General features: G+C 69.8%; 20 protein-coding genes. 10 read left to right on the forward strand and 10 right to left on the reverse strand.

Annotated features, from left to right (window positions below):
- Positions 1 to 5: 5 nt before the first annotated feature.
- Genes KYX17_RS28935 through KYX17_RS28950 form a run of 4 tightly spaced genes read right to left on the reverse strand, consistent with a single transcriptional unit; the run spans position 6 to position 3,795 of the window.
- Entirely contained in the window at positions 6 to 761 is a 756-nt protein-coding gene (locus tag KYX17_RS28935; RefSeq protein ID WP_243232745.1) for an ABC transporter ATP-binding protein, read from the reverse strand.
- Positions 758 to 1,756, reverse strand: coding sequence for an iron chelate uptake ABC transporter family permease subunit (locus tag KYX17_RS28940; RefSeq protein ID WP_243232746.1), 999 nt, complete (start codon positions 1,754 to 1,756; stop codon positions 758 to 760). Before KYX17_RS28940 ends, KYX17_RS28935 begins: the two co-directional genes overlap by 4 nt.
- On the reverse strand, positions 1,746 to 2,762 hold the full coding sequence (locus tag KYX17_RS28945; protein ID WP_243232747.1) for an ABC transporter permease: 1,017 nt from the start codon (positions 2,760 to 2,762) through the stop codon (positions 1,746 to 1,748). The genes KYX17_RS28940 and KYX17_RS28945 overlap by 11 nt, the downstream gene beginning before the upstream one ends.
- Positions 2,763 to 2,778: 16 nt before the next feature.
- The gene (locus KYX17_RS28950) at positions 2,779 to 3,795 is read right to left on the reverse strand and encodes a siderophore ABC transporter substrate-binding protein (protein WP_243232748.1); all 1,017 of its coding nucleotides are present in this window, start codon (positions 3,793 to 3,795) and stop codon (positions 2,779 to 2,781) included.
- An 83-nt stretch (positions 3,796 to 3,878) separates the two neighbouring features.
- On the opposite strand from KYX17_RS28950, the gene KYX17_RS28955 reads away from it, so the two are divergent.
- The 3 genes from KYX17_RS28955 to KYX17_RS28965 are packed head-to-tail and all read left to right on the forward strand — an operon-like array spanning position 3,879 to position 5,858.
- Positions 3,879 to 4,643 (forward strand): siderophore-interacting protein, encoded by a 765-nt coding sequence (locus KYX17_RS28955; protein ID WP_243232749.1) that lies wholly within the window; start codon positions 3,879 to 3,881, stop codon positions 4,641 to 4,643.
- 35 nt (positions 4,644 to 4,678) lie between these two features.
- The gene (locus KYX17_RS28960; protein ID WP_243232756.1) at positions 4,679 to 5,083 is read left to right on the forward strand and encodes a VOC family protein; all 405 of its coding nucleotides are present in this window, start codon (positions 4,679 to 4,681) and stop codon (positions 5,081 to 5,083) included.
- 31 nt (positions 5,084 to 5,114) lie between these two features.
- The gene (locus tag KYX17_RS28965) at positions 5,115 to 5,858 is read left to right on the forward strand and encodes an SDR family oxidoreductase (protein WP_243232757.1); all 744 of its coding nucleotides are present in this window, start codon (positions 5,115 to 5,117) and stop codon (positions 5,856 to 5,858) included.
- A 55-nt stretch (positions 5,859 to 5,913) separates the two neighbouring features.
- Here the strand turns inward: KYX17_RS28965 and KYX17_RS28970 are convergent, their stop codons facing one another.
- Positions 5,914 to 6,282, reverse strand: coding sequence for a VOC family protein (locus tag KYX17_RS28970; RefSeq protein ID WP_243232759.1), 369 nt, complete (start codon positions 6,280 to 6,282; stop codon positions 5,914 to 5,916).
- Positions 6,283 to 6,334: 52 nt separating this feature from the next.
- On the opposite strand from KYX17_RS28970, the gene KYX17_RS28975 reads away from it, so the two are divergent.
- The 5 genes from KYX17_RS28975 to KYX17_RS28995 all read left to right on the forward strand — a co-directional run bounded on the left by KYX17_RS28975 (position 6,335) and on the right by KYX17_RS28995 (position 9,961).
- On the forward strand, positions 6,335 to 6,847 hold the full coding sequence (locus tag KYX17_RS28975; protein WP_243232761.1) for a MarR family winged helix-turn-helix transcriptional regulator: 513 nt from the start codon (positions 6,335 to 6,337) through the stop codon (positions 6,845 to 6,847).
- Positions 6,844 to 7,662: an alpha/beta fold hydrolase gene (locus KYX17_RS28980; RefSeq protein WP_243232764.1), complete on the forward strand. Its 819-nt coding sequence runs from the start codon at positions 6,844 to 6,846 to the stop codon at positions 7,660 to 7,662. The genes KYX17_RS28975 and KYX17_RS28980 overlap by 4 nt, the downstream gene beginning before the upstream one ends.
- 206 nt (positions 7,663 to 7,868) lie before the next feature.
- The gene (gene erm / locus KYX17_RS28985) at positions 7,869 to 8,654 is read left to right on the forward strand and encodes a 23S ribosomal RNA methyltransferase Erm (protein ID WP_243232766.1); all 786 of its coding nucleotides are present in this window, start codon (positions 7,869 to 7,871) and stop codon (positions 8,652 to 8,654) included.
- A gap of 4 nt (positions 8,655 to 8,658) precedes the next feature.
- Complete coding sequence (locus KYX17_RS28990; RefSeq protein ID WP_243232767.1) at positions 8,659 to 9,657, forward strand: FUSC family protein; 999 nt, start codon at positions 8,659 to 8,661, stop codon at positions 9,655 to 9,657.
- Positions 9,658 to 9,694: 37 nt separating this feature from the next.
- Positions 9,695 to 9,961 (forward strand): thioredoxin domain-containing protein, encoded by a 267-nt coding sequence (locus KYX17_RS28995; RefSeq protein WP_243232770.1) that lies wholly within the window; start codon positions 9,695 to 9,697, stop codon positions 9,959 to 9,961.
- On the opposite strand, the gene KYX17_RS29000 is transcribed toward KYX17_RS28995, so the two are convergent.
- Positions 9,962 to 10,891, reverse strand: a complete 930-nt coding sequence (locus KYX17_RS29000) for a LysR family transcriptional regulator (protein WP_243232772.1) — start codon at positions 10,889 to 10,891, stop codon at positions 9,962 to 9,964.
- A 71-nt stretch (positions 10,892 to 10,962) separates the two neighbouring features.
- Between KYX17_RS29000 and KYX17_RS29005 the strand changes: the two genes are divergently transcribed.
- Positions 10,963 to 12,693: an L-aspartate oxidase gene (locus KYX17_RS29005; RefSeq protein ID WP_243232774.1), complete on the forward strand. Its 1,731-nt coding sequence runs from the start codon at positions 10,963 to 10,965 to the stop codon at positions 12,691 to 12,693.
- A 33-nt stretch (positions 12,694 to 12,726) separates the two neighbouring features.
- A complete protein-coding gene (locus KYX17_RS29010) occupies positions 12,727 to 12,951 on the forward strand; it encodes a hypothetical protein (RefSeq protein WP_243232777.1) in 225 nt (74 codons plus the stop codon).
- A 16-nt stretch (positions 12,952 to 12,967) separates the two neighbouring features.
- Here the strand turns inward: KYX17_RS29010 and KYX17_RS29015 are convergent, their stop codons facing one another.
- The 4 genes from KYX17_RS29015 to KYX17_RS29030 all read right to left on the reverse strand — a co-directional run bounded on the left by KYX17_RS29015 (position 12,968) and on the right by KYX17_RS29030 (position 16,289).
- The gene (locus KYX17_RS29015) at positions 12,968 to 13,351 is read right to left on the reverse strand and encodes a VOC family protein (RefSeq protein ID WP_243232779.1); all 384 of its coding nucleotides are present in this window, start codon (positions 13,349 to 13,351) and stop codon (positions 12,968 to 12,970) included.
- A gap of 76 nt (positions 13,352 to 13,427) precedes the next feature.
- Positions 13,428 to 14,831 carry a threonine synthase gene (gene thrC, locus KYX17_RS29020; protein WP_243232781.1) on the reverse strand — a complete coding sequence of 468 codons (1,404 nt, stop codon included), beginning with the start codon at positions 14,829 to 14,831 and terminating at the stop codon, positions 13,428 to 13,430.
- 67 nt (positions 14,832 to 14,898) lie between these two features.
- The gene (locus KYX17_RS29025) at positions 14,899 to 15,399 is read right to left on the reverse strand and encodes a methylated-DNA--[protein]-cysteine S-methyltransferase (protein ID WP_243232783.1); all 501 of its coding nucleotides are present in this window, start codon (positions 15,397 to 15,399) and stop codon (positions 14,899 to 14,901) included.
- Positions 15,400 to 15,446: 47 nt separating this feature from the next.
- Positions 15,447 to 16,289 (reverse strand): helix-turn-helix transcriptional regulator, encoded by an 843-nt coding sequence (locus KYX17_RS29030; RefSeq protein WP_243232784.1) that lies wholly within the window; start codon positions 16,287 to 16,289, stop codon positions 15,447 to 15,449.
- Between the last annotated feature and the right edge of the window lie 3 nt (positions 16,290 to 16,292).

The following is a 16,292-nucleotide window of genomic DNA, read 5'->3' on the forward strand; positions in this document are numbered from 1 at the left end:
GCGGTTCAGAACGTCAACGCGATCGGGCGGCCGTCGATCATCCGGACATCGACCGGGTGCTCGTAGATCGCCTGCAGCACGTCGGGGCGCACGATGTCCCCGGGTGCCGCGTCGGCGACGATGCGCCCTCCCCGCATCGCCACGATCCGGTCGGCGTGATGCCCGGCGACGTTGATGTCGTGCAGCACGACGATCACCCTCTTGCCGAGTTCGTCGGCCATCCGCCGGATCAGCTGCATGATCTCCGCGGCATGACGGAGATCGAGGTTGTTGAGCGGCTCGTCGAGCAGCACGTAGCGGGTGTCCTGCGCCAGCACCATCGCGATGAACGCGCGCTGGCGCTGGCCGCCGGACAGCTCGTCCAGGAACCGCTCGCGGAACGCCCCGAGATCGAGGTAGTCGATCGCGCGATCGATGTGGTCGCGGTCCTCGACGGTGAAGCGTCCCTTCGAATGCGGGAATCGGCCGAACTCCACGAGGTCGTGCACCGTGAGACGCGCGGCGATGTGGTTGTCCTGGCGGAGCACGGCGAGCACCTTCGCGAGCTCGCTCGACGGAGCGGTCGCGACGTCCGCCCCGTCGACCGAGATCCGGCCCGCGTCGGGAGCGATCAGACGGCCGATGAGTCCGAACAGCGTGGACTTGCCTGCACCGTTGGGTCCGATCAGCGCCGTGACGCCCTCGGCGCCGAACTCGACGGAGACGTCGTCGAGCACGACGCTTCGTCCGTACCGCTTGGTGACATTCTCGAGCGCGATCATCGCGCCCCCTTTCTGAGGACGAGGAAGAGGAAGAAGAGTCCGCCGGCGAACTCGATGATCATCGAGAGGCTGCCGCCGAAGCCGAAGACCCGCTCCAGGACCACCTGGCCGCCGAGCAGGCACAGCATCCCGAGCAGCGCCGCGGTCGGCAGCGTCCACGCATGACGGAACGTGCCCGCCCACGAATACGCGAGGTTCGCCACGATGAGGCCGAAGAAGAGGATCGGGCCGACCAGGGCGGTGGATGCCGCGATCATGACGGACACCAGGGTGAACAGCAGCATGACGAGCCGCCGGTGATCGATGCCGAGTCCGATCGCGGCCGGTTCGCCCAGCGTCAGGACGTCCAGCCGACGCACGAGCGGGATCATCGCGGCGCAGGATCCGGCCACCAGCAGCCCGGTGAACAGCAGCAGCATCGGATCCGGCCGTGTCAGCGACGCGAACATGGCGTCCGACAGCACCTGGAAGTCCAGGGGATCCAGCATCCGCTGCATCCACTCCGACAGGCTGCGGAAGAACGTCCCCAGCACGATGCCCACGAGCAGCATCAGGTGCAGCGAGCGGCGCCTGCCGCCGAACATCCAGGTGAACAGGAAGACGCTGAACGCGACCATGACGACGACCTGGACGGTCCACAGCAGCAGCTCGTTCGCGCGCAGGAAGGACGCCGACCCGAAGAAGAACACGATGGTGGTCGCGATCAGCACGTAGAACGCGTCGAAGCCCATGATCGACGGCGTCAGGATGCGGTTCTGCGTGATCGTGTGGAAGACCACCGTCGAGACACCCACGGCGACGGCGACGACGAGCATCGCGAGGACGCTCAGCCCGCGGATGCGCAGGGCGAACCCGAGCGAGCCGGGGACGTCCGTCAGCAGATACACCGCGAGCAGGATCAGGACGACGACCGCGAGGATGCACAGGCGCACGGCCGGCCGGGTCAACGCGGATGCCGATGCCGTCCTCCGCGGCGCGAGGGTCTCAGTGCGCACGGCTCCTCCTTCGCAGCAGCAGCCAGAGGAACAGCGCAGCGCCGATCATCCCGACGATCACCGACAGAGGGATCTCATACGGGAAGCGCACGACGCGGGCGATGATGTCGCACGCCAGGACGAACACCGCTCCGAGACCGGCGACCCACGGGATCGAGCGGCGCACGTTGTCTCCGATGATGAGGCTGACGATGTTGGGGACGACGAGGCCGAGGAACGGGATCATCCCGGCGGTGACGAGGACGGCGGCCGTGATGACCGCGATGATCACCATGCCGACCGCCACGACGCGGCGATAGTCCAGCCCGAGGTTCGTGGCGAACTCCTCACCGAGGCCGATCACGCTGAAGCGGTCGGCGGCGACCCACGCGATCCCGACCATGACCGCCGCGATCCAGAGGAACTCGTAGCGGCCCTGCATGATCGTCGCGAAGCTCCCCTGGGACCACTGGCCGAGCGACTGCAGGAGGTCCAGGCGGTAGGCGAAGAACGTCGTCACCGAGGCGACGACGCCGCCGAGCATGATGCCCACCAGCGGCACGAGCACGAGCTGTCGCACCGGGATCGCACGCACGACACGGAGGAACACCCAGGTGCCGGCGAGGCCGAACACGGCGGCGACGCCCATCTTCCCGACGACCGCCATCGTCGGGAAGAACACGATCGTCACGAGCATCCCGAGCGTGGCGAACTCGCTCACCCCGGTCGTGCCGGGTTCGACGAACCGGTTGCGCACGATCATCTGCATGATGAGCCCGGCGATGCCGAGGGACGCGCCGACGAGGATCGCGGCCACGGTGCGCGGGATGCGGCTGACGAGCAGCAGGAAGGATGCCGTGCCGTCCGTCGCCTCGCCGAAGAGCGTGACGGGTGAGACGTCGGACACGCCGATCAACAGACTCGCGACGGCGAGGAGGACGAGGAGCACGCCGATGAGCACCCCCGCCCAGCGGCGCCGGCGCGCGGGGGCGGGAGTGCTCGTCGAAGCGGTGGCTGCGACGGTCACGCGAGTGCTGCGGCGTTCACTCCGCGATCTGCAGGACGTCGTCGATGAGCAGCTGCGTGGTCTCGATGCCCCCGTAGACGATGTACCACGGCACCGGGTCGAGGTACACGATCGCGTCGTTCTGGTACGCCGTGGTCTGCTTCACGATGTCGTTGTCCAGGACCTGCGCCGCGGCCCCCGCCTCGGCCTCGCCGGTCGCGGCATCCCGGTCGACGACCCAGAGCGTCGCGGGGTCGATCTCGAGGAGGAACTCGAACGAGACCGGCTCGCCGTGTGTCGCGGAGGCGATGTCGTCGACGACCGGCTCGACGCCGAACACGTCGTAGACGAGCCCGCCGCGCACGTTGGAGCTGCCCGCTTCGGTGCCGGCCGGCGCCATGGCGTTGAGCTCACCGCCGGAGACCATCACGGCGAGTCCGTCGCCCGCCGCCGCGGTGGCCTTCTTGGCCTCGTCGATGCCCGTCTCGAGGTCGGCCAGTGCGGCCTCGGCCTCGTCCTCGGCGCCGAGCACCTCGCCGAGGAAGGTCACGTTGCGCTCGAGCGTGTCGAGGTAGCTGCCGTTGATCCCGAGATCGATCGTCGGAGCGATCTGGCTGAGGTCCTCGTAGAGTCCGGAGGAGCGGCCGCCGATGATGATGAGGTCGGGCTGCTGCGCCTCGATCTCGATGAGATCGGCCTCGAACAGCGTGCCGGCGTTGAAAGCGTCCTCGGCCAGGCTGTCCTGCAGGTACTCGGGGACGGAGTCCAGCGGCGCACCCGCGATCTCGCCGCCGAGCGCGCCGACCGTGTCGACGGTGGCCATCTCGAACGCCACGATCTTCTCCGGGTTCTTCGGGACCTCCACGGTCTCCGTCACGAACTCCGGCTCCTCGTCCTCGCCGGCCGTGTTGCGCTCCCAGGAGTACGAGACGGTCGCCGTCTCGGCGGATTCCTCGTCGGCGGCAGGAGCGGGGTCGGCTCCCGCGCAGCCGGCGAGGGCGAGCGCGGAGACGAGGACGAAGGATGCTGCGGCGATCGAGCGTCGCGATGACATGGTTCTCCCTGGGGATCGGATACAAGGGGTCAAAACAAGGTAAGGCAAACCTCACCTGCTCAGAGGTAGGCTAACCTAACTTCATGACCTCGTCGAACTCCCCCTTCACGATCGAGCGCCGCATGAACGAGTTGCGCTTCCGCACCGTCACACTGGCCGGCCGTGAGCAGCTCGCTCCGGATTACGTGCGCGTGCGGCTCGAGGGCGAGGACCTCGCCGGCTTCGACTCCCCCGGCGCGGACGATCACATGCGGCTGTTCTTCCCCGCCGAGATCCCGGACACCGTCGAAGAGCTGCGCGCATCGCCGAGTCGCGAATACACGCCGCTGTCGTGGGGAGAGGACTGGCTCGAGGTCGAGTTCGCCGTGCACGGGGACGAGGGAGTGGCCGCGCCGTGGGCGGCGAACGCACCCCTCGGCGCGCGGATCGGCATCGGCGGACCGCGCGGATCCGCGGTGCTGACCGGGACACCGGGCAGCTGGCTGCTCGTCGGGGACGAGACCGCGATCCCCGCGATCCGGCGCTTCGCCGCGCAGATCGGCGACGCGCCGGCGCGCATCGTGATCGAGGTCCGCGGCGCCGAGGGCGAGATCCCGATCGACGCCCCTGTCCCGGTCGAGTGGTTGCACCGAGGCGATGCGCCGTCGGGCTCCGCGCTGATCGCCTTCGTCGAGTCGCTGGGGACGGCGGATGCCGTGGGCGAGCATCCCTTCGTCTTCATCGCCGCCGAGCAGTCCATCGTCAAGCCGGGTCGCGCCCTGCTGGAGCGGTGGGGCGTCGACACGGCGCACGCCGTCGTGAAGGGCTACTGGAAGCGCGGCGAAGCCGAGTACCACGCCCCGCACTGAACGACTCGTCCGAGCACCCTGGCACACTGGGGCGCATGGCGAAACTCGATCATCTCGGCATCACCGTCGACGACGTCCCGGCGGCGTCGGCGCAGTTCCACCCGGTGCTGCACGCGCTGGGCTACACGCGAGCCCACGACGAGGAGGATCTCGCCTACTGGTGCTGCCCTGGGCAGCCCGAGATCCTGCTCGACCCTGCGCGCGCCGCCGGAACGGGTCCGCACGAGCACGGCCGTGTCGGCTGGCAGCACCTGGCGTTCGCGGTGGACTCACGGGATGAGGTCGACCGCCTGCATGCCCTCGCCCTCGACGCGGGATGGACCGCGGTTCGCGAGCCCAAGGAGTATCCCCGCTTCACGAAGAGCTACTACGCGTCGTTCCTCGAGGAGGACAACGGCATCCGGATCGAGGTCCTGCACAACCCGGACGGCTGGAACTGAGTCCGCTTCCGGCATGTGCCACCATGGGCGCATGAGGATCGCAATCGCCGGAGGAACAGGGATCGTCGGCCGCCACGCGGCTGACGCCGTTCGCGCCGAAGGACATCAGGCGGTGGTGCTGAGCCGGTCGCGCGGCGTAGACCTGCTTACCGGAGAAGGCCTTGATGCGGCGCTGGAGGGCGTCCATGCCGTCATCGACGTGGCGAACGTGGCCACCTTGAAGGCAAACGAGGCCATCGAGTTCTTCACGACCGCGACGGGCAACCTCCTGGCTGGGGCGGCCGCCGCCGAGGTCGCCCACGTCGTGCTCCTCTCGATCGTCGGGGTCGACCGCATCCCCTACGACTACTACGCCGGCAAGCTCGCCCAGGAGAAAGTCGTGGAGCGATCCCGCACGCCCTGGACGATCCAGCGGGCAACCCAGTTCCACGAGTTCGCCGCGCAGATGTTCGAAAGCGCGAGGATCGGACCGCTGCATATCGCCCCGCGCGCCCGCACACAGCCGATCGCCGCCGCCGAGGTCGGCACGCGCCTCGCAGCGCTCGCATCGGGTACGGCACAGGCCCGCGCGCGCGACCTGGCTGGCCCACGGGAGGAGTCCCTGAGCGACATGATCCGCGCGTATGGACGAGCGTCCGGCCACCGCGGGTGGATCCCCTCGCTGTCCGTACCGACCAAGCAGATGGCAGGGATGCGTGCAGGGCTGGCACTGCCGGGGCCGGACGCTCTACGAGGCGAGCAGACCTTCGCTGAATGGCTCGCCGCGCGTGACTGATGGATCCCTGCCAACCCTTCGACGCTTCAGGAACTGAGCATCGATCCGATCACTCCTAAGCCCGGTCGTGGATCGTGAGGTGATAGCCGTCAAGATCAGCGAACGTGAAGGTGCGCCCGAACGGACCGTCGACCGGCCCCGACACGATCGCGTGGCCAGCGTCGGCGAGAGCGTCGTGGATCGATTGAGCGTCATCGGCGTGGAGCCAGATCGCTGCCCCGATGCCCGGACGGGCAGCCGTCGCGAGGTCGGTTTCCGGCGTGAGCTCTCGCAGTGCGAAGGCGATCGGGGCAGTGTCGAAGACGACAGCCCGCGGCGGCCCGGCCTCCGCGGGCACAAGTCCGAGGTACTGCTCGTAGAACGCCTTCGACGCGACGAGATCACGCACCTGGAGGGAGATGAAATCGGGACCTGTGACGGACATGCCTCTCCTTAATGTCAAACAACTGACATTAACTGTATGTCAGAATTCTGACATGAGTCAAGACGTCATCGAACTCGAGACATCCCTCGCCTACCTGCTGAAAGAGGCATCCAGCGCCCTCCGCTCGGCTATGGATGCCGCGCTGCGGCCGTTCGGAATGTCTGTGACCCACTATGCCTGCCTCGAGCTCCTGGCACAGCGACCGGGCTCCTCGAACTCCGAGCTCGCCAGAGGAGCGTTCGTGACGCGCCAGTCGATGAACGTTCTGCTGCAGTCGCTCGAACAGGACGGGTCCGTCACGCGACCCGCCGAGTCGAGAATGGGGAGGGTGCTGCCTGCGGAACTCACGACTCTCGGCAGGCAACGGCTGAAGGAGGTGAGCACCGCCGTCCGCGCCGTCGAGGTCAAAATGCTGGGCGGGATGACGGCAACAGAGCAGACTGCGGCGTACTCGGCACTGAAAAGCATGATCGCCTCGCTGAGCGACGACACGGACACAGGAAGGGACCGCGAACCGGGGCGACCCCGGAAGATCGCGCCCGTCGCGGAAGGACCGGACTCATGACCGGAGTGAGCACGCAGGACAGACATGTTGCCGCGCTCGCGCACCCCGCGCGGACCGGAGTCCTCGTGCTCGCCGGATCCAGCGGACGCCTGGAGGTCGAGCGGGCCGACCTGTTCGCGCGGCACGGCGCGCTCGCGCACGCGATCCGCTGGTTCGGGGGCGTGGACCAGCGACCGGTGCCGCACGAGGTGCCGCTGGAGCTGTTCCTCGACGAGGTCGCGCTGCTGCGCGCATCCTGCGACCGCGTGGCCGTGATCGGCACCTCGTTCGGTGCCGAGGCGGCGCTGCTGACCGCGACGCGGACAGCCGTCGACGTCGTGATCGCCATCGCGCCGACCAGCGTGGTGTGGCCGGGCATCCACGAGGGGACCTGGTCGTCGCACTGGACCGAGAACGGCACCCCGCTGCCGTGGGTGCCGTTCGCCGAGGACTGGACGGCCGACACGGATCCGCCCGAGTTCCGCGGCCTGTACGAGGAGAGCCTCGACCGGGATCCGGACGCGGCGAACGCCGCCGCCATCCCGGTGGAGAGGATCACCGGCGACGTCGTGCTCGTCGCGGGCGCGGATGATCGCGTCTGGCCGAGCACGCGTGCCTCGGACGAGATCGCCGCACGCCGGAGCGCGGCGGGAAGGGAGACGACGGTGCTGCGGCATCCGCGGGCCGGCCACCGGGTCGTCCTGCCCGGCGAGACCCCGGCGTCCGGAGGGCAGCGGATGGCCAGGGGCGGGACGCCGGCAGCCGATGCCGAGCTCGGCGTGGCCGCGTGGGAGGCTCTGCGCCGCCGGCTCGCCCTGCGCGACACGCCCGGCTAGACTGTCCGGCATGGGTTTGATCATTTCCGGCGCGACGTTCGACGCGCCCTGCTTCACCTTCCGTGACCGCCGCGCCTGACGGCGCGTCGACGGTCACCTGAACGCCTCTGCGCGTCGTTCCCGGATGTCCTGCACCCGGAAGCGCGTCCGCCGTGCTCTCGCACGCCCGCTCACGGGTGCTCCCTTCCTTCGAACGGAGCGCACTCATGCGACCTCATTCCCACACCGGTGGCCGTCACGAACTCGGCCAGAACTTCCTCATCCATCGCCCCACCCTCCAGCGCATCGCGGTCCTCGTCGCCCGGACCGAGGGGCCGATCCTCGAGCTCGGCGCCGGCGACGGCGCGCTCACGGATCATCTCGTGCGGCTGGGCCGCGATGTGCGGGCCATCGACATCGACGCCCGCCGGGTGTCACGGCTCCGATCACGGCTGCCCTCGGCATCCGTGCACGTCGCGGACGCATTGCACGAGCCCCTGGACCGCCCCGTCGTCGTCGGGAACATCCCGTTCCATCTCACGACGCCCATCCTGCGGCGGATGCTGAGCCACGGCACATGGAGCGAGGCCGTGCTGCTGACCCAGTGGGAGGTGGCGCGCAAGCGCGCCGGCGTCGGCGGTGCCACGATGATGACCGCTCAGGCCGCGCCGTGGTTCACGTTCGGGCTGCACGACCGGGTGGCGGCCCGGCACTTCCGTCCGATGCCCGCCGTCGACGGCGGCGTCCTGGTCGTGTCGCGCCGTCCGAGGCCTCTGGTCGCACCACGGGATCGACGTCGCTACGAGGCCTTCATCGCCGCGGTCTTCCGCGGCCGAGGCAGCGGCATGCAGCAGATCCTGCGCGGCACCGGGCATCCGCCGTCATCGGTCCAGCGCGCCCTGAGCGATGCCGGCGTCGCCCGCACCGCACTGCCGCGCGACGTCGGCGGCGAACAGTGGGCGACGCTGTGGAACCGGCTCGTCACGAGCGGACCGCGCCCCGCGAGACAATAGAGAGGTGAGCCTGTTCGCCTTCGGTCCGTCGCGAGGTCCGCGCTGGCCGATCGGACTGCAGGCCGCGGTCGGCCTCGCCGCGCCGATCGCGGTCATGACGCTGCTCGGGCAGCCCGCTCTCGGCTACATCGCCGCGTCGGGGGCGTTCACCGTCCTGTTCGCCGGATCCTCCCCGGTCGTCGAGCGCGCCAGAGTGCTGCCGTTCGTGGCGGCCGGGCTCGTCGTCAGCGCCGCCGCGGGCGTGCTCGCCGCGCCGGTCCCCTGGCTCGTCCTGGTCGGAGTTGTGCTCGTGGCCGTCGCCAGCGCGGCCCTGGCGTTCGGCTTCCGCCTCGGCCCGCCGGGACCGCTGTTCTTCGTGCTCGTGTTCGGCCTCTCGGCGCATGTCGTCTCGTCGGCTCCCGTCTCGGCGCACATCTACCTCGCGGCCTTCACCGCGGGCTGCGCGTTCTCCTATCTCGTCGCCGTGTCGCCGCTGCTGCTGCCCGCGCCTCGAGCGGTGACCGCGCGGCCGGTGCGCGAGCTGCTCCCCGGGCCCGCACTGGACGCGGACGGACGGATGCTGCTCGTCCGCGTGGTCATCGTCTCGATCGTGGGCGTGCTTCTGGCACTCGCGGTCGATCCCGGGCGCAGCTACTGGATCGTCGGCGCCGCGGTCGCCGTGATCGGAGTCGCGGCGGACCGGACCGCGGCGCTCCAGCGCGGGGTGCACCGGATGCTCGGCACGCTGGTCGGTGCGGGCCTGTACGCGCTGCTGGCGCTGCTGCATCCGGCCGGCCTCTGGCTCGCGCTGCTGCTCGGCGTCCTCCAGTTCGTCATCGAGCTCGTCGTCGTGCGCCACTACGCGCTGGCGCTGGTGTTCATCACGCCGCTCGTCCTGCTGCTGACCGGAGCGGCGACCGGCGAGATCGGCGACATGTCGATCGCCCTCGAGCGGATCGTGGACACCGTCGTGGGAGCGGCGCTGGGCGCGGCATCCGGTTTCCTGCATCCGCGTCGCGACTGACGGGAACACCACGGCACGTCTCACGGTTTCCCCACGCATGGAGATCACGCTCGTCACGTCCGCCTTCTGCGGCGCGTGCGCGCGCACCAGGGCGGTGATCGCAGACGCGGTGCGCTGGCTTCCGGACGCGACGGTCACCGAGATCGACGTCGCCACGGACCCGGATGCCGCAGAGGCCCTCGATATCCGGTTCACCCCGACCGTGATCATCCGTGGAGCGGATGGACGGCAGACCTTCCGGGCCGAAGGCGTCCCGACCGTCCCGCAGATGCTGGCCGCGGCCGCGACGGCTCTGCCCGGTTGATCAGCGCACGATGCGCAGGGTCTCGGGTTCGGCTGCGGCGAGCGCAGCCGCCGTGTCGACCAGGACGTCGCGCATGGCGGCCGCTGCGCGTGTGGGCGTGACGTCCGACCGATGGGCGAGACTGATCGTGCGCGTGAGCTGAGGGTCGACCAGGCGCGCGGCGCGCAGGCTCGGCCGGTCCACGAGCACAGTCGCCGGGACCACCGCGACACCGAGCCCGCGCTCGACGAATCGCAGCACGGCGTCCATCTCCGCCCCCTCGATGACCGTCGAGGGTGCGACGCCCGCGGAGCGGAAGGCGGCGTCCGTGGCGGCGCGCAGATCGTAGCTCTCCGCGAAGGCGATCGACGGCAGGGCGGACAACCGCCGCAGGTCGATCGGGCCGTCCGCGATCGGCGGAGCCGAAGCCGTCGAGATCACGACGAGCTCTTCGGTGAGCAGGGGCGTCCGCACGATCGCCGCCTCGGAGACGGCGAGTCCTTCCGACAGCGTGATGAGCGCCATGTCGAGCTCGCCGCCCGCGAGGCGCTCGATGAGCAGGCGCGATCCGCCCTCTGTCAGCTGCAGTTCGATGCCCGGGTGCGCCGGATGGAACGCCGTCATGGCCTCCGCGACCAGGCTCACGCACAGGGTGGGAGTGGCCCCCAGCCGCACGCGTCCGCGCTGGAGGCCGGCGAGCTCGGCCATCTCGACCCGGATGGCCTCGGCATCCGCAAGCATGCGGCGAGCGCGCGGCAGCAGGGTCTCCCCCGCCGACGTCAGGGTGATGTTGCCGCGAGCCCGATGGAACAGGTCGCCGCCCACCTCGTTCTCGAGCGTCGCGATCTGACGGCTGAGGGACGGCTGCGCGATGTGGAGCGCCTCGGCCGCCCGCGTGAAGTGCCCCTTCTCCGCGACCGCGACGAAGCCGCGCAGCTGCTCCAAGTTCATAGCCACAGACTATCGTGACTATGAGAACAATTCATTGGAGTAATCGTCGTGATGTTCCTAGCGTGGAACGCATGAGCATCCCCGAACGCCAGATCTCCACCACCGTCCTCGTCATCGGCACCGGCGGCTCCGGCCTGCGGGCCGCGATCGACGTGGCCGAGCAGGGCGTGGACGTGCTCGCCGTGGGCAAGCGCCCCCGCGACGACGCCCACACATCGCTCGCCGCCGGTGGGATCAACGCCGCGCTCGGGACGATGGATGCCGAGGACAGCTGGCAGCAGCACGCGGCCGACACGATCACCGAGAGCTACGGGCTGGCCGATCCGCGCACGGTCGAGATCGTCACGCGCGGCGCCGAGCAGGGCATCCGGGATCTCGAGCGCTGGGGCATGGGCTTCGCGCGCGAGGACGACGGGCGCATCTCGCAGCGCTTCTTCGGTGCGCACACGTACCGGCGGACGGCGTTCGCCGGGGACTACACCGGCCTGGAGATCCAGCGGACCCTGGTCCGCCGCGCCGAGCAGCTGGGCGTCCCGATCCTGGACGGCGTGTACATCACCCGCATCCTCGTCGACGACGGCGCGGTCTTCGGCGCGTACGGCTTCGACCAGTCCGACGGCACGCGGTACCTCATTCACGCGGATGCCGTCATCCTCGCCGCCGGCGGTCATAACCGGATCTGGCGGCGCACGTCGTCGCGCCGGGACGAGAACACCGGCGATTCGTTCCGCCTGGCCGTCGACGCCGGGGCGCGCCTGCGCGATCCCGAACTCGTGCAGTTCCACCCGTCCGGGATCATCGAACCCGAGAACGCCGCGGGGACCCTCATCTCCGAGGCGGCGCGCGGCGAAGGCGGGATCCTGCGCAACGCCCTGGGCGAGCGCTTCATGAAGAACTACGACCCGCAGCGCATGGAGCTGTCGACGCGCGACCGGGTCGCGCTGGCCGCCTACACCGAGATCAAGGAGGGCCGCGGGACCGAGAACGGCGGTGTCTGGCTGGACGTGTCGCATCTGCCTCGCGAGACGATCATGACCCGGCTCCCCCGGGTGTACCAGACGATGCTCGAGCTGCAGATGCTCGACATCACGACGGACCCGATCGAGATCGCCCCGACCGCGCACTACTCGATGGGCGGTGTCTGGGTCCGTCCGGAGGACCACAGCACCGACGTCGACGGACTGTACGCGATCGGCGAGGCCTCCAGCGGGCTGCACGGTGCGAACCGGCTCGGCGGCAACTCGCTGATCGAACTGCTCGTGTACGGTCGGATCGCCGGTCGGGCCGCGGTCGATTACGCGTCCGCTCTTCCTGCTCAGCGCCGGTCATCGGATGCCGTGGCGCACGCGCGTCAGGAGATCGACGAGCTGCTCGCCGCCGACGGTCGCGAGAACGTGCGGGCTCTGCAGCGCGCGATCCGCAACACGATGACCGAGCACGCCGGCGTCGTCCGCTCGGAGGACGGTCTGCGTGCCGGCCTCGCCGAGCTCGACCTGATCGAGGGACGCATGGCGGACATCGGCATCCACCCCGACATCGCCGGCTTCCAGGACCTCGCGCACGCGTTCGATCTGAAGGCCTCGGCGCTCGCGGCGCGCGCGACGCTGGAGGCCGCGCGCGAGCGTCGTGAGACGCGGGGATGCCACAACCGCAGCGACTTCCCGGACACGGATCCGACCCTGCAGGTGAACCTCGTCTGGTCTCCGTCGACCGGCGTCACCCGCGAGCAGATCGCCACGGTCCCCTCCGAGATCGCCGCGCTCATGCGCGACGTCGACACGGCGGGCAAGCTCGTGGAGTGATTGCGGCGAGCGAACATCGCGTAGCGTGGATGCGTGTCGAAGCAACGCCCTGTCCTCGCCCTCATCGGGGGCCTCGTCTTCTGGGCGGGCGCGGCACTGACGCTGCTGTTCGCCGCGGCGGCGATCTGGCTGCTGTTCCAGGGGACGCAGCCGGCGTGGTGGCTGCTCGCCGTCACGGTGGTCATCGGCCTGCTCGGCTGGGGTCTGATCCGGGTCAGCCGCGTGCCGTTCGGCGACGCGATCAACACCGGGTTCTGAGGGCGCGCGCGGCGGTTCAGGTCGACAGCACGGAGAGGATGTTGCCCGCCGGGTCCGTGAACCAGGCGATGTCCGGCCCCTCACCCGCGGCCTTGCCCCGCACGATGCCCTTGTCGTCCTGCGGCATCCCGTCGTAGCGCTGCATCGCGACCCCCTTCGCGATGAGCTCGTCCACGGCGGCGTCGATGTCCTCCACCGGGAAGTTGAGGATCGTGAAGGTCGCGGGCGCGTGGTCTTCCTTCGGGTAGATCAGCACGGCACCGCCCTTGGGCAGCTGGACCGAGAGCAGTCCGCCGCCGGCGTCCTGCACGACGAGACCGAGCACCCCCTCGTAGAAGGCACGGGACGCCTCGATGTCGTCGGACGACATGCCGCTGAACGCGTCGGAGTTCTCGAACATCGCTGCTCCCTCGGCCGCCGGCCCCTGCGGCCCGCGTACGAACCACCCTTGCACCGCGCGAGGCGCGGATCAAGGCTCAGCGCAGCGCGTGCTGTTCGATGAAGGCGCGGAGCGCCTGCTCGTCGTCGGCGAGCTCGGTCACGTGCTGCGGAGCATCCAGCATCGCCTGCAGCTCGGGCGAGTACTCGAGCTCGATGCCGATGGCCTCTCGGATCGTCTCGGCGAACTTCTGCGGCTTGGCGGTCTCGAGCACGAGCATCGGCACGCCGGACTCGACGTACTCGCGTGCGACCTTCACGCCGTCCGCGGTGTGCGGGTCGATGATGTCGCCCGACGCCTCGTGCACCGAGCGGATCGTGGCGAGGCGGTCAGCATGCGTCGACGTCCCGCTGACGATCCCGAACTCGCTCTCGAAGCGGGGCTGGTCGGCGCTGAAGTCGAAGAAGCCCTGCTCGTCGAGGTCTCTCCAGACCGCCGTCACCCGCGAGGCGTCGCGGCCGACGAGCTCGAAGATGAACCGCTCGAGGTTGGACGCCTTCGAGATGTCCATCGAGGGACTCGACGTGGCGAGCGTCTGCGCGGCGTTGCGGGGGCGGTAGACGCCGGTGCGGAAGAACTCATCCAGTACGTTGTTCTCGTTCGTGGCGAGCACGAGGCGGCGGATCGGCAGGCCCATCTGCTGGGCGAAGAAGCCGGAGAGGATGTTGCCGAAGTTGCCCGTCGGCACCGTGAAGCTGAGCTCGGTCCAGCCCCCGGCATCCGTCGCGCGCAGCCAGGCCCAGAAGTAGTAGACGACCTGCGCTGTGATGCGGGCGAGGTTGATCGAGTTCACAGCGCCGAGGTGCTGGACGCGTTTGAAGTCGAGGTCTCCGGCGAGCGCCTTCACGAGGTTCTGGCAGTCGTCGAAGACGCCGTCCACCGCGATGTTGTGGATGTTCGCGTCGTCGAGCGAGAACATCTGCGCGCGCTGGAACGCGCTCATGCGCCCCTGCGGAGACAGCATGAAGACCGAGATCCGCTCCTTGCCGCGCAGGGCGTGCTCCGCGGCCGATCCGGTGTCGCCCGAGGTCGCGCCGAGGATGTTCAGCACCGAGCCCTTGCGCTCCAGGGCGTACTCGACGACCTGGCCGAGGAACTGCATCGCCATGTCCTTGAACGCGAGCGTCGGCCCCTCGGAGAGACCGACCAGCGTGATCCCGTCGCCGATCGGACGCAGCGGCACGACCTCCTCGGGGAAGTCCGCGTACGCGGCCGCGGTCATCGCGGCGAGGTCCTCCCGGGGGATGTCGGTGGCGAACAGCGCGAGCACCTCGGTCGCGAGCTGCGGGTAGGTCAGGGCGCGCCAGCGCTCCAGCGTCTCGCCGTCGACCGTCGGCATCGTCTCGGGGACGGCGAGTCCGCCGTCCGGGGCGAGTCCTTCGAGAAGCGTCGCGCAGTACGGCAGTGGCTGCATGCCCCCTCGGGTGGAGATGTACTGCACGTCGGCTCCTCTTCTCATGGCGCGGGCTTCCATTCTCGCAGGTGCGCGGAGGCGGATGACGCGCGGCTCAGAACAAACCTGCCGGGAGGGCGCCCTCGTGCTCCAGCAGCCGGCGCTTCGTCTGCAGGCCCTGGCCCGGCTCCCCACCGGAGTATCCGCCGAGGCCGTCGCCGGCGACCACGCGGTGGCAGGGGACGATGATCGGCAGAGGATTCGCTCCCATGATGGCGCCGATCCCGCGCGCCGGGACATCCGTGCCGCTGCGGGCTGCGAGTCCGCCGTAGGTGATCGTCGTGCCGTGGCCGACGGTCTCGTGCAGCGCCGTCCGCACCGCTCGCGTCGTCTCGGTCTGCCTGCCGAGGTCGATGGGCAGGTCGAACCGCGTCAGGCCGCCGCCGAAGTAGGCAGCGAGCTGAGCGAGAGCCTCGTCGACGAGCGCGTCGGCGGTTCCCTCGGCTGAGATGTCCCCGGTGGACGGGCGGCACCACGCGACCCGGGTGATCGCCGCTCCGTCGCTGCTCACACCGATCACGCCCACCGGTGTCGACAGGGTTCCGAACGCGGTCATGGGGCGAGGCTAGCGTGCCGTCCGGACATCGGCGCCGAGGCGGTCCGTCAGCGCATCACGCGCGGACTCAGCATCGAGAGCAGCTGTAGCTTCTCGTGGCTCTCGGAGCCGGGCACCGCGGTGTAGACGAGCAGCGAGTGGGACTGCACGGGGTCGATCAGCGTCTGGCAGGACAGCTCGAGGTCCCCGAGTTCGGGGTGCACGAAGTGCTTGGTCTCCCGCGGGCGCAGTCCGACCTCCTGCCGCTCCCAGATCGCTCGGAACTCGTCGCTGCGCTCGAGAAGGAGGCCGGCGTAGTGACCGGCGCGGGAGTCGCGTCCGCGCACCGCCATCACCTCGCGCAGCCCCGAGACCCACAGCCGGGAGAGGAACTCGTGGTCCTCGGCGGCGTACAGATCGCGCACGGTCGGGTCGACGAACCAGCGGAAGCCGATGCTGCGCTCGGGCCCAGAGCGACTCATCGTGTCCCCCGTGAGCGCGACGCCGAGCGGTGTCTGACGCAGCGTCTCGCCGAGCTCCGTCACGATCTCAGCCGGGGTGTCCTGCAGGCGGTCGAAGATCCGCAGCATGCCGGGCGTGATGTGGTCTCCGCTCGCCCCGCGCGCGGGCGGGCGGTGTCCGGCGAGCCGGAACACATGATCGCGCTCGTCGACCGAGAGGTGCAGGCCCTGGGCGATCGCCGCGATCATTTGCTCCGAGGGCAGCGGTCCGCTGGAGCGCTCGAGACGCGCGTAGTAGTCCGCCGACATGTGACACAGGGCGGCGACCTCCTCGCGTCGCAGCCCCTCGGTGCGGCGCCGGGAGCCGCGTGGCAGGCCGACGTCCTCCGGTTGGAGCACGCTGCGCCGCCGTCGGAGGAAGTCCGCCAGTCCGTCCCGATCGATCGTCATGCG

The organism is Microbacterium sp. CIAB417 (assembly GCF_022788845.1).

Coding starts and splice junctions, on each gene's coding strand:
- KYX17_RS28965 (WP_243232757.1), top strand. CDS start 5,115: ATGAGGATCGCAATCGCCGGAGGAACAGGGATCGTCGGCCGCCACGCG.
- KYX17_RS28950 (WP_243232748.1), bottom strand. CDS start 3,795: ATGTCATCGCGACGCTCGATCGCCGCAGCATCCTTCGTCCTCGTCTCC.
- KYX17_RS28995 (WP_243232770.1), top strand. CDS start 9,695: ATGGAGATCACGCTCGTCACGTCCGCCTTCTGCGGCGCGTGCGCGCGC.
- KYX17_RS28955 (WP_243232749.1), top strand. CDS start 3,879: ATGACCTCGTCGAACTCCCCCTTCACGATCGAGCGCCGCATGAACGAG.
- KYX17_RS28970 (WP_243232759.1), bottom strand. CDS start 6,282: ATGTCCGTCACAGGTCCCGATTTCATCTCCCTCCAGGTGCGTGATCTC.
- erm (WP_243232766.1), top strand. CDS start 7,869: ATGCGACCTCATTCCCACACCGGTGGCCGTCACGAACTCGGCCAGAAC.
- KYX17_RS28975 (WP_243232761.1), top strand. CDS start 6,335: ATGAGTCAAGACGTCATCGAACTCGAGACATCCCTCGCCTACCTGCTG.
- KYX17_RS29025 (WP_243232783.1), bottom strand. CDS start 15,399: ATGACCGCGTTCGGAACCCTGTCGACACCGGTGGGCGTGATCGGTGTG.
- KYX17_RS29015 (WP_243232779.1), bottom strand. CDS start 13,351: ATGTTCGAGAACTCCGACGCGTTCAGCGGCATGTCGTCCGACGACATC.
- KYX17_RS28960 (WP_243232756.1), top strand. CDS start 4,679: ATGGCGAAACTCGATCATCTCGGCATCACCGTCGACGACGTCCCGGCG.
- KYX17_RS29000 (WP_243232772.1), bottom strand. CDS start 10,891: ATGAACTTGGAGCAGCTGCGCGGCTTCGTCGCGGTCGCGGAGAAGGGG.
- KYX17_RS29005 (WP_243232774.1), top strand. CDS start 10,963: ATGAGCATCCCCGAACGCCAGATCTCCACCACCGTCCTCGTCATCGGC.
- KYX17_RS29030 (WP_243232784.1), bottom strand. CDS start 16,289: ATGACGATCGATCGGGACGGACTGGCGGACTTCCTCCGACGGCGGCGC.
- KYX17_RS28980 (WP_243232764.1), top strand. CDS start 6,844: ATGACCGGAGTGAGCACGCAGGACAGACATGTTGCCGCGCTCGCGCAC.
- KYX17_RS28935 (WP_243232745.1), bottom strand. CDS start 761: ATGATCGCGCTCGAGAATGTCACCAAGCGGTACGGACGAAGCGTCGTG.